We start from the raw sequence: 11,919 nt of genomic DNA, 5'->3' as shown, positions 1-11,919 counted from the left end.
CACGTCTGAATCACTCAGTACGTCAACATCTGACAGTACATCCGAATCAACAAGCACATCAGAAAGTGATTCAACAAGTGAAAGTACGTCATTATCAGATAGTACATCAGAGTCAACAAGCACAAGTGCATCAGATTCAGAAAGTGAAAGCACGTCAATAAGTGATTCAGAATCAGAAAGTACATCTGAATCCACAAGCGAGAGTGATTCAACAAGCGCAAGCACGTCTGAATCACTAAGTACATCAACATCTAACAGTACGTCAGAGTCAACAAGTGCATCAGACTCATCAAGTGAATCAGAAAGCACGTCAATAAGTGGTTCAGAATCAGAAAGTACATCTGAATCCACAAGCGAGAGTGATTCAACAAGCGCAAGTACGTCTGAATCACTCAGTACATCAACATCAGAAAGTGAATCTGGGTCAACAAGCACATCAAGTAGTGACTCCACAAGTACATCAACAAGCACAAGTGAATCAGAGAGTGCTTCAACATCTGACAGTACATACGAATCAACAAGCACATCAGAAAGTGATTCAACAAGTGAAAGTACGTCATTATCAGAAAGTACATCAGAGTCAACAAGCAGAAGTGAATCAAGTAGTACAAGTGAATCACTAAGTGGCTCAAGCAGTGCTAGTACATCAGACAGTGAAAGCACATCAATAAGTGATTCAGAATCTGCTAGTACGTCATTATCAACAAGTGAGAGTGATTCAACAAGCGTAAGCGTGTCTGATTCACTAAGTACATCAGAATCAGGCAGTGAATCTGTCTCAATAAGTACAAGTAATTCAAGTAAAGCAAGCGAATCACTAAGTGACTCGATTAGGGAGAGTAGGTCAATTTCAACAAGTACGAGTGAATCAGAAAGTGCGAGTATATCATTATCAGATAGTACTTCAGAATCAACAAGCACATCAGATTCAGAAAGCAAATCTTTCTCTGAGAGTACATCAGCAAGTGCAAGCACGTCATTAAGTGAATCCACTGCTAGTGCAAGTGCATCAGAGTCAACAAACGCAAGCACATCAGTTTCTACGAGCACAAGTGATTCAAGTAGTACAAGTGAATCAGAAAGTGACTCAAGAAGTGCAAGTACATCATTATCTAGCAGTACGTCAGAATCAACGAGCATATCAGAATCAACAAGCGATTCTATTTTAGAAAGCGAGTCAGTATCAACGAGTGAGAGTAACTCAACTAGAGAGAGCGACTCATCAAGTGAAAGCACATCAACTTCAACGAGTACTAGTATTTCAAATAGCATAAGTACGTCAGAATCTACGAGCATGAGAGATTCAAACAGTACAAGTGAATCAGAAAGTGATTCAACTAGCCTTAGCACATCAACTTCAGCAAGCGAGAGTGGCTCAAGCAGTACAAGTGAATCGCTAAGTGGATCAACAAGTGCAAGCGACTTAGCAAGTGCAAGCACGTCAATAAGTGAATCCACTGCTAGCGCTAGTGCATCAGAGTCAACAAGCGCAAGTACATCAGTTTCTACGAGCACAAGTGATTCAAGTAGTACAAGTGAATCAGAAAGTGACTCAAGAAGTGCAAGTACATCATTATCTAGCAGTACGTCAGAATCAACGAGCATATCAGAATCAACAAGCGATTCTATTTTAGAAAGCGAGTCAGTATCAACGAGTGAGAGTAACTCAACTAAAGAGAGCGACTCAGCTAGTGCAAGCACATCAACTTCAACGAGTATTAGTACTTCAAATAGCACAAGTACGTCAGCCTCTGTGAGCACAAGCGATTCAAGCAGTACAAGTGAATCATTAAGTAGCTCTAGCAGTGAGAGTACATCAGGCTCAACGAGTGAGAGTACGTCAACATCTAACAGTACCTCAGAGTCAACAAGTTCATCAGAATCAGTGAGTGCATCAGAAAGTACAAGCACGTCGGATTCATTAAGTATTTCTACATCAGACAGCTTAAGCACATCAACGAGTACGTCATTATCAAATAGTAGGTCAGAGTCAATGAGCTCATCGGATTCGGAAAATGAATCCATGTCAGAAAGTACATCAACAAGTGCGAGTGAAGCAGATAGCGTAAGCACTTCGGCTTCAGCGAGTGAGAGCAAATCAGCAAGTGCAAGTACGTCAGAATCTACGAGCATGAGAGATTCAAGCAGTACAAGTTCATCAGAAAGTGACTCAAGTAGTACAAGCACATCATTATCAGATAGTACGTCAGACTCAACAAGTGAATCCAATAGCGATTCAACTAGCCTTAGCACATCAACTTCAGCAAGCGAGAGTGGCTCAAGTAGTATAAGTGAATCGCTAAGTGGATCAACAAGTGCAAGCACGTCAACATCAGTGAGCACGAGTGACTCAGATATCACAAGCACGTCAATAAGTGAATCCATTGCTAGCGCTAGTGCATCAGAGTCAACAAGCGCAAGTACGTCAGCTTCTACGAGCATAAGCGATTCAGCCAGTACAAGTGAATCATTAAGTGACTCAAGCAGTGCGAGTACATCATTATCAGAAAGTACATCAGAGTCAACAAGCGACAGTACATCAACAAGTTTAAGTAACTCAGATAGTACAAGTATTTCGATGAGTGATTCAGATAGCGAAAGCAAGTCACTAAGTGGCTCAACAAGTACATCAGGTAGTACTTCAGTTAGTGCAAGTACGTCGAAATCACTAAGTACATCAACATCAGAAAGTTTAAGTACGTCACAAAGCGACTCATCAAGTGAAAGCACATCAACATCAACAAGTCTAAGTACCTCAGACAGTACAAGTACTTCGACGAGTGCTACAAATAGTGCAAGCGAGTCACTAAGTGGCTCAACAAGTACATCAGGTAGTACTTCAGTTAGCGCAAGTACGTCGGAATCACTAAGTACATCAACATCAGATAGTTTAAGTACGTCACAAAGCGACTCATCAAGTGCAAGCGCATCAATAAGCGACAGCACATCCACAAGTCTAAGTAACTCAGATAGTACAAGTGCTTCGATGAGTACTTCAAACAGTGCAAGCGAGTCATTAAGTGGCTCAATAAGTATTTCAGATAGTAACTCAATTAGCGCAAGTACGTCGGAATCACTAAGTACATCAACATCAGATAGTTTAAGTACGTCACAAAGCGACTCATCAAGTGCAAGCGCATCAATAAGCGACAGTACATCAACAAGTCTAAGTAACTCAGGTAGTACAAGTGCTTCGATGAGTACTTCAAACAGTGCAAGCGAGTCATTAAGTGACTCAACAAGTACCTCAGGTAGTACTTCAGTTAGCGCAAGTACTTCAGAATCACTAAGTACATCAACATCAGATAGTTTAAGTACGTCACAAAGCGACTCATCAAGTGCAAGCGCATCAACAAGCACTTCAGACTCAGAAAGCACATCAACATCAACAAGCGACAGCGCATCCACAAGTCTAAGTAACTCAAACAGTACTAGCACATCACTAAGTGACTCGATATCGTCATCATTAAGTAATAGTAATTCGCTAAGTGACAGTACATCAGGCTCATTAAGTGATTCTACCTCAGGAAGTACATCTATAAGCACAAGCACTTCAATTAGCGATTCAACAAGTATGAGTACATCTGAATCAGAAAGTGAGTCAATATCATCTAAGAGTCAATTCTCATCCTCGATGGTTGAACCGACTAGCACATCGTTGCCAGAATTTGATTTACCATCATACTTGGCTTCAGAATCAATCAGTGCTTCAACATCAATGAGTAGTTCAGAATCACTAAGTACATCAACATCAGATTCCTTAAGTGATTCGACATCGACGAGCGTATCGCTTTCAAACAGTGATTCAACATCAAATTCTCAATCAGTCAGTGATTCTAACTCTAGTAGCACATCAAGTTCAGAAAGTGTCTCTACGTCAGGTAGCACATCAAGTTCAGATAGCATGTCAACATCAATTAGCGATTCAACAAGTATGAGCAACTCTGAAAGAGGAAGCTCAACAGACAGTACATCGACATCAGAAAGTGACTCAACATCAGATAGCGCATCAATGAGTAGATCAACGTCAACCAGCGATAGCACTTCTAATAGTTTAAGTACATCTACGAGCACATCCGACTCAGATAGTACTTCAATGAGCACAAGTACGTCTGAATCAATAAGCACATCGACATCTACAAGCAACTCGGATTCTTCAAACCATCAAGGTTCGCTTGTGGATCCTAGTGGATTCAAACCTAGTCACCAAAATCCAGGTGAACAACATCTTAGTGGTAGTATGGATTCTTCAGAATTAATTAATTCTAATCAGTCGAATAAAGAATCTAATTTCACTTCTGAAAATGAACACAATCATAATCAAGTGACTCAACATGGTAGAAAACATTCAGATCAACAAAATGACAAAGCATTACCTAATACTGGTGAAGATGAAACAAATAGAGGCGGATTAGTTTCATTAGTATTAACAATGCTAGCTGGTTTAGGATTAATTAGAAGATCTAAAAAAGACAAAAATAAAGATAGAAAAAATAATGAAGATTAATCATAGCGATTAGTTACTTAATATTAAAAAGGCTAGGGTAATATAAATAAAATGATTACTATTACAAGTAAAACTAATTTATTTATCTCCTTAGCCTTTTTGATATCATTTGAAAATGAAATAAACCATTTGATTAGGGTGAAAATATGTTGAAAGAATTTGAATATAAAATTCTATATAAAAGAATATTATTTACATGTTTCATTTTAATTATTTACATACTTGGCAGTAATATTTCTATTGTCGGTAATGAAGCAATTAAACAACATAAGGATTCATTCTTTAAGCTAGCAATTTCCAATGTCGGTGGAGACTTAAATACATTGAATATTTTTTCACTAGGACTTGGACCGTGGTTAAGCTCAATGATTATCATTACCCTAATGAATTATAAAAATGAAGATAAAGTGAAAACGCAAACGCGCGTGGAACGTCATTTTAAAGAAAGATTATTAACACTTCTTTTAAGTACGATTCAGGGATTCTATATCATACATTCATTTATTAATAAAAAGGCGATAACTGATACAAATATTTTTATATTGTTACTTGTCTTAATTACAGGAACGTTATTTTTAGTATGGTTAGCTGACCAAAATACCACATACGGTATTGCTGGACCTATGCCAATTGTATTAATGAGCCTTGTTAAATCAATGTTCAATAGTCATTTTGCTAAATTAAATTTAAATCCAATACTATTGGTCATTATCATCTGTTCATTGGCTTTGATACTCTTCATCTTACTCTTTATAGAACGGTCAGAGTATCGCTTAGAATACAATGATATTATGAATATTTCTTCAAAGGATACACCAACTTATTTGTCGTGGAAGTTAAATCCGGCAGGAAGTATAACGATAATGATGAGTTTATCTATCTTCATACTTGAGAATAATATAGTTAATCTCATAGGTAGACTTGCCGTAGATAAGGATTTTGAGACGACTATTTTCAGTTTTTCAAACCCTATAGGTATTACAATCTATTTATTGATGCAAATCGTATTAGGGTATGTCTTATCACGATTTTTAATTAATACGCGACGTAAATCGAAAGAATTTCTTAAAAACGGAAATTATTTTGAGGGGATATATCCAGGTAAGCATACGACACGATTTTTATCACAAAAAGCACGCCGTGTATGTTGGTCTGGTTCAATCATTGTAGCTATTGTGTTAGCTATTCCATTATATTGTTCATTACTTGTGCCACATTTATTTGAAGAAATTTACTTTTCGATTCAATTGATTGTCTTTGTTTATATAGGTATTAATATCGCAGAAACACTGCGTGCGTATTTATATTTTGATGGTTACAAGCAAATATTAGATAAATATTGGTAAGGAGGAAATTATGAAGCGATTTATTCCTGCATGGTATAGTCATGATAAATGGTGGGAAAGTACATCAGTACCTTTCTATCAAAAGCGTCAATACACAGACTTTGATGATATGATCAGTTTAATGACAATGCATAGTAAAAATAATGTGGATTATCAGTTGATGATACTTAGTTTCAGTCCTTATCTCAGAACTTTCCTTCACAGATATGATTTGTTTGAAACTAACTATTGGTCAGTGTTTGATGATATTCAAGGTGTTAGTCATCAAACCCCACAGGCAATTGATTATCGAGATTTAGCGTGGCCTGAAAATACAGAATTTATATTTACTCCTTATCAAATTCAGGCGGTCACAGGGGAACATACTTTTTCAAAGATACACTTTAGTCAAGAAGGATATTTAATGTGGATAGAAGACTTTCAACACAATATAATCCAACGACGCTATGTCATTGATGATAGAGGTTTTATTTCAGCGGTTAGAACATATACTGAGACGGGTCAAAGTAAAATGAAACATTACTTCTCAATCAAAGGAGAAGAAATATTTAAAGAAGATTTGAGAAATAAAACAGTGACAATTAAGGAGCAATTCCAATCAAATTTTAAACAAACAACTTATGCAACTATGGCAGATTTAATTGAAGAAAAGTTTAAAGAGTATGCCGAAAGAGAGATTAAAAAAGATGACTTAATCATCGTTGCATCAGATGAAAGACACAATTCAGTGATGGCTCATACGATAGATGAGTCTTCTTTATGTTTTGCAGTATTTACAGAGCGAAATAAGAAAGTGACGCCTGAACTATTTGATTCAATCTCTCAAGCACGCTATTGTCTGGTCGATACGCAAGACAATCAGAGAGAGATTCAACGTTATGCTAAGGAGTCTCAAACGCATCTACATTTATTAAGAGTAACGCCCTTTGATGCGCAAACGATATCTAATAAAAGTAGTCAACTCTATGATACGTATGTAGGATTATGGATAGATCAATTACCTAAACATGAATTGCGAGTGATTTTAACTTCATTATTTCAATATATACAACAAAAAGATCATTTCAAGTTAAAATTACTTACCAAATACAAGAATGATCCAAACGATTGGTTAATGGAAGAAATTGCTCGACTCAATGATACGTACCACCAAGAAAAACAAGAACATTCTGATGAAATTGAGGATATATTGGCATCACAAATAAAAAAAGAAACGGTCATAGAATTGGAGTATGTACCTTTTTCAGAAGACTTTGTTAGAGCTATCTCCAATTTAAGGTTAGTTGTCGATTTATCAAATGAACCCGACCTTTTTCTACAAATTTGTTGTATAGGCGCAGGTGTGCCACAAGTTAATTATAGAGGGACTGATTATGTTAAACATGAACAGAATGGTTTAATCATAAAAGATATTTCTCAAATCGTCTCAGCTTTAGATTATTTTTTAGTACATTTAAAAAAGTGGAATTATTCGTATGCATATTCCATGAGATTAGTAGATGAATTTAGTTCTATAAATATCATTCATCAAATTAATCAATTGTTTGAAGGTGATGATAAATATGCCACGTACATTTAAAGTACTCCAAATTGGAGGGAATGATTTAGAAAACCTTTTTGAAAATAAAAGAGAAGTCGAATGGGATTATATAGATACGGCTGTATTTGATTTTGAAAGTGGTTATCTCCAAGCAGTAGAAGCTCTTATAGAACAAAACGGGGCATTTGATTTTGTGTTTACACAAGCGCCGTACTCTGAGTCACTTATCAATTTATTCAAAATCGTTAGCACGCCCTATAACACGGTGATAGACGAGGCATATTGGGATGTGCATTTTCAAGAAGAAAAGGTCGTTCAGCAAAATTTTATCAAACCTCTCAAGTATGATAATGAGGAAGATTTGCATCAGAAATTACAGGCGATAACATTTCCTGGGCAATATGGTGATAAAGTAACACCTATACATTGTCGTGTAAATACAGCGTTTATTGGAAAATACCAATTTAACGGTAATGAATCGTTAGAGATTTCGGGAAACTTTGGCGACCAACTTACACCTCTTGTCACATGGAGTCGAAACATTATTGCTGATGAAAATAAAGTCAATCAAATATGGCCAGAATTTAAAATTGAAGGTGAAGTTAAGATACAGTATACGCTACGTATGATACCGGTCTACTCTACTGAGCAACCAGTTGAAACATTCATCTTTGAACAGAATGAATTAGACCAACCGATAGAGTTGCCTGTGAGACCGTATAAAGCTAATGTGAGTATTTCTCTCAAAGCGCAAGGAGAAGGTACGTTGTTTGTAGGTTCAATTCACAAGCGTTGGTCTAGGTTGGAATTAGGTCAATTTATTCTAGGAGGACAACGGTTTAGCGATAAAAACCGTAATGAGTTCTTTCATTACTTCAATCCAGGTGATTTTAAACCACCATTGAATGTGTATTTTAGTGGCTATAGAACTGCTGAAGGCTTCGAAGGTTTCTTTATGATGAACCGTTTGAATGCACCTTTCATTTTAATTAGTGATCCTCGAATTGAGGGTGGGGCCTTTTATTTAGGATCTGAAGATTATGAGAATGGCATTAAAGATGTCATCCTGGGTGCGTTAGATTATTTAGGTTTTACCCATGACCAATTGATACTTTCAGGATTATCAATGGGATCTTTTGGTGCTTTATATTATGCGACACGACTTCAGCCGGCAGCAGTGATAGTAGGTAAACCATTGATTAATGTCGGAACGATTGCTAATAATATGAAGCTAGTCCGTCCTAACGACTTTGGTACATCTTTAGATGTTTTAAGATCTAATGAAGGCGGTATTTCTGAAAATGAAATCAACCAACTTGATCAAAAATTTTGGAATCAAATACACAACAGTCAACTCACCCAGACAACATTTTCGATTGCATATATGGAGCACGATGATTATGATATCAATGCCTTTCATGAATTATTACCAGTACTTACAAAACAATATGCGCGTGTAATGAGTAGAAGTGTACCAGGGAGACATAATGATGATTCTTCGACAATTACTAACTGGTTTATCAATTTTTATCATTTAATCATGGCACAACAATTTGGGAGAGAATCACATGCAAGAAGCTAAACAATTTGAAGTGAAATGGCGATTAGTCAATTTAACTACATTTATGTATGGCACTAAGTTACATTTTAATAATGATGATATTTATTTTGAAAATCCACTCATGCCTTCAGGTACAGTGATTCACAATTGGTATATGCTGACGAACTTTACAGAAGATCGTGTGAGTCCTAAACTTCCGATATTAAAAAAAGGACATCGTTACTTATTTAAATTTAATTTTCAAGTTGAGCCTGAAGGAGCAGCCTATTTCAAAATTAAGTTTTATCGTAAAAACAAAGAACAATTTGAATACAAAATTATTAAAAATAAGGAAGAAGAAATCGTTTATCCGTTAGAAGCGCATTCTTATCAGTTGGAGTTAGTTAATGCTGGAATGGATCATCTTCACTTTCAAAATATAACGATTGTGGAACTAGGAGATGGGACATACCGTAACCCAAGTACTGCAAAAGGCATTAACACTAAAGAGAAGTTTGAAATTATGAATCGTGTGATAAAAAATGCAAGAACGTATGACTTGGATGCACTTTCCGATGCTGGAGGTGAAAACCGTGAATAGCGGTATTAACACAATCATTAACAACATGAGATTGCGTCGAGTGAGTAAATCTTTAAAGCAAATTAATTCATTAAGCAAGGAATATGCGAACTATACAGATGAACAATTAAAAGCGAAAACGCTACAATTTAAAGAACGGTTACAATCTAGTAAAACTACCTTGGACAAGTTATTGCCTGAAGCGTATGCCACTGTACGTGAAGCGTCGAAACGTGTGCTTGGAATGTATCCAAAGGATGTTCAAGTACTTGGAGCAATTGTCATGCACCAAGGTAATATTGCTGAGATGCAAACGGGTGAAGGTAAAACTTTAACGGCTACGATGCCACTGTATTTAAACGGGCTCGCAGGAAAAGGTGCCTACCTTATTACTACTAATGAATATCTTGCGAAACGTGATTATCAAGAGATGAAACCATTATATGAATGGCTTGGCCTTAGCGCATCTCTTGGCTTCGTCGATATACCAAACTATGAATATGAAGAAAATGAGAAGTATCATCTATATCATCATGATATCGTCTATACGACGAACGGTCGTCTTGGCTTCGACTATTTAATTGATAATTTGGCTGACGATATACAAGCTAAATTTCTACCAGACTTAAATTTTGCAATTATTGATGAGGTCGACTCAATTATTTTAGATGCAGCTCAAACACCACTCGTTATTTCAGGTGCACCACGTGTACAATCTAATTTATTTCATATTGTTAAATCATTTGTAGAAACACTTGAAGAGGATGTTCATTTTCAAGTGAAATTTAATAAAAAGGAAGTTTGGTTAACTGAAGAAGGGATAGAAGCGGCGAATCATTACTTTAAAGTAAATAATATGTACGAGAATCAACATTTTGATTTAGTCAGAATTATCAACTTATCGCTTCGTGCAAAGTATTTATTTAAGTATAATTTGGATTATTTTATCTTTGATGGTGAAATCGTGTTAATTGATAGGATAACAGGGCGCATGTTGCAGGGTACTAAACTGCAGTCAGGTTTACATCAAGCGATTGAAGCGATTGAAGATGTTGAGATTTCTAGGGATATGAGTGTGATGGCGACGATTACATTCCAAAACTTGTTTAAACAATTTAATCAATTTTCCGGAATGACAGGGACCGGTAAACTAGGGGAAAAAGAATTCTTCGATTTATATTCCAAAATAGTGGTAGAAATCCCAACTAATAGTCCAATTAAACGTGACGATCGTCCAGATAGAGTCTTTGCGAATGGAAATATTAAGAATGAAGCGATTTTAAAAAGTGTCGTTGATATTCATCGCACACAGCAACCAGTACTTCTTATTACTAGAACAGCTGAAGCTGCAGAATATTTCTCACAGCAATTATTCAAAAAAGACATACCTAACAACTTGCTTATCGCACAAAATGTTGCGAAAGAAGCACAAATGATAGCAGAAGCTGGGCAATTATCAGCGGTAACAGTGGCGACAAGTATGGCTGGACGAGGTACTGATATTAAATTAGCTAAAGATGTCTTCGAAATTGGTGGATTAGCAGTCATAATTAATGAGCACATGGAAAATAGCCGAGTAGACCGTCAATTGAGAGGGCGTTCAGGACGTCAAGGAGACCCAGGGTATTCTCAAATTTTCGTATCATTAGATGATTATTTAGTAAAACGTTGGAGTAATTCTAATTTAGTGGGAAATGAAAAACTACTATCGTTGGAATCTTCAAAATTAGAAAATAGTACACTATTCCAAAGACGAGTGAAGTCAATCGTTAATAAAGCGCAACGGGTTTCTGAAGAAACTGCCATGGTTAATAGAGAAATGGCTAATGAATTTGAAAAAAGTATTAGTATTCAGCGAGAAAAAATTTATGACTTAAGAGATCAAATTCTTGAGAGAGAACACTTTGAGGACTTTAACTTTGAACAATTAGCGCGAGACGTCTTTGCGAATGATATTAAATACAAAAAGTTAATCAACGAAGAAGCACTGATTAATTACATTTATAAAAATTTAAGTTTTGTTTTTAATGAAACTGTTTCAAATATAGACATTAAAAATCGTGAAGAGGTTATACAGTTTTTAATAAAACAGTTTAAGCAACAACTTAATCATAATCTGAAAGAAGTATCTGACCCATACTTAAAACGCCGTTTTTTACAAAAGTCCTTTATAAAAGCAATTGATAGTGAGTGGATAGAACAAGTGGATAACTTGCAACAACTTAAAGCAAGTGTCAATAATCGACAAAATGGTCAACGAAACATCATTTATGAATATCACAAAGTTGCTTTAGAAACGTATGAATTAATGGCGAAGGACATCAAAAGAAAAATCATTCGAAATTTATGCTTAAGTATTCTAACATTCGATAAATCTGATGATATGGTCATCCATTTTCCATAAAT

The 11,919-nt window shown here is 36.0% G+C and carries 6 protein-coding genes and 1 pseudogene; all 7 read left to right on the top strand.

Features of this window, described 5'->3' with window-relative positions:
* Window positions 1–4,027: pseudogene (locus CM54_RS13140) on the top strand (hypothetical protein); the annotation flags it as partial.
* The gene (locus CM54_RS13135; protein WP_371277645.1) at window positions 4,013–4,507 is read left to right on the top strand and encodes an LPXTG cell wall anchor domain-containing protein; all 495 of its coding nucleotides are present in this window, start codon (window positions 4,013–4,015) and stop codon (window positions 4,505–4,507) included. The pseudogene CM54_RS13140 and the gene CM54_RS13135, both read left to right, overlap by 15 nt.
* A gap of 146 nt (window positions 4,508–4,653) precedes the next feature.
* On the top strand, window positions 4,654–5,853 hold the full coding sequence (gene secY2, locus CM54_RS08955; protein WP_023350957.1) for an accessory Sec system protein translocase subunit SecY2: 1,200 nt from the start codon (window positions 4,654–4,656) through the stop codon (window positions 5,851–5,853).
* A gap of 10 nt (window positions 5,854–5,863) precedes the next feature.
* Window positions 5,864–7,432 (top strand): accessory Sec system protein Asp1, encoded by a 1,569-nt coding sequence (gene asp1 / locus CM54_RS08950; protein ID WP_037550698.1) that lies wholly within the window; start codon window positions 5,864–5,866, stop codon window positions 7,430–7,432.
* Window positions 7,416–8,975: an accessory Sec system protein Asp2 gene (gene asp2 / locus CM54_RS08945; RefSeq protein WP_037550696.1), complete on the top strand. Its 1,560-nt coding sequence runs from the start codon at window positions 7,416–7,418 to the stop codon at window positions 8,973–8,975. Before asp1 ends, asp2 begins: the two co-directional genes overlap by 17 nt.
* A complete protein-coding gene (gene asp3 / locus CM54_RS08940; protein ID WP_030062701.1) occupies window positions 8,962–9,534 on the top strand; it encodes an accessory Sec system protein Asp3 in 573 nt (190 codons plus the stop codon). The genes asp2 and asp3 overlap by 14 nt, the downstream gene beginning before the upstream one ends.
* Window positions 9,527–11,917 carry an accessory Sec system translocase SecA2 gene (gene secA2, locus CM54_RS08935; RefSeq protein ID WP_095323985.1) on the top strand — a complete coding sequence of 797 codons (2,391 nt, stop codon included), beginning with the start codon at window positions 9,527–9,529 and terminating at the stop codon, window positions 11,915–11,917. The genes asp3 and secA2 overlap by 8 nt, the downstream gene beginning before the upstream one ends.
* Window positions 11,918–11,919 lie beyond the last annotated feature (2 nt).

Source organism: Staphylococcus sp. TE8 (genome assembly GCF_000692055.1).
Taxonomy (GTDB): Bacteria; Bacillota; Bacilli; order Staphylococcales; family Staphylococcaceae; genus Staphylococcus; species Staphylococcus capitis.
The sequence above is the reverse complement of the archived record's forward strand: the minus strand, read 5'-3'. Positions and strand labels throughout refer to the sequence as shown.

Coding starts and splice junctions, on each gene's coding strand:
- CM54_RS13135 (WP_371277645.1), top strand. CDS start 4,013: ATGAGTAGATCAACGTCAACCAGCGATAGCACTTCTAATAGTTTAAGT.
- secY2 (WP_023350957.1), top strand. CDS start 4,654: ATGTTGAAAGAATTTGAATATAAAATTCTATATAAAAGAATATTATTT.
- asp1 (WP_037550698.1), top strand. CDS start 5,864: ATGAAGCGATTTATTCCTGCATGGTATAGTCATGATAAATGGTGGGAA.
- asp2 (WP_037550696.1), top strand. CDS start 7,416: ATGCCACGTACATTTAAAGTACTCCAAATTGGAGGGAATGATTTAGAA.
- asp3 (WP_030062701.1), top strand. CDS start 8,962: ATGCAAGAAGCTAAACAATTTGAAGTGAAATGGCGATTAGTCAATTTA.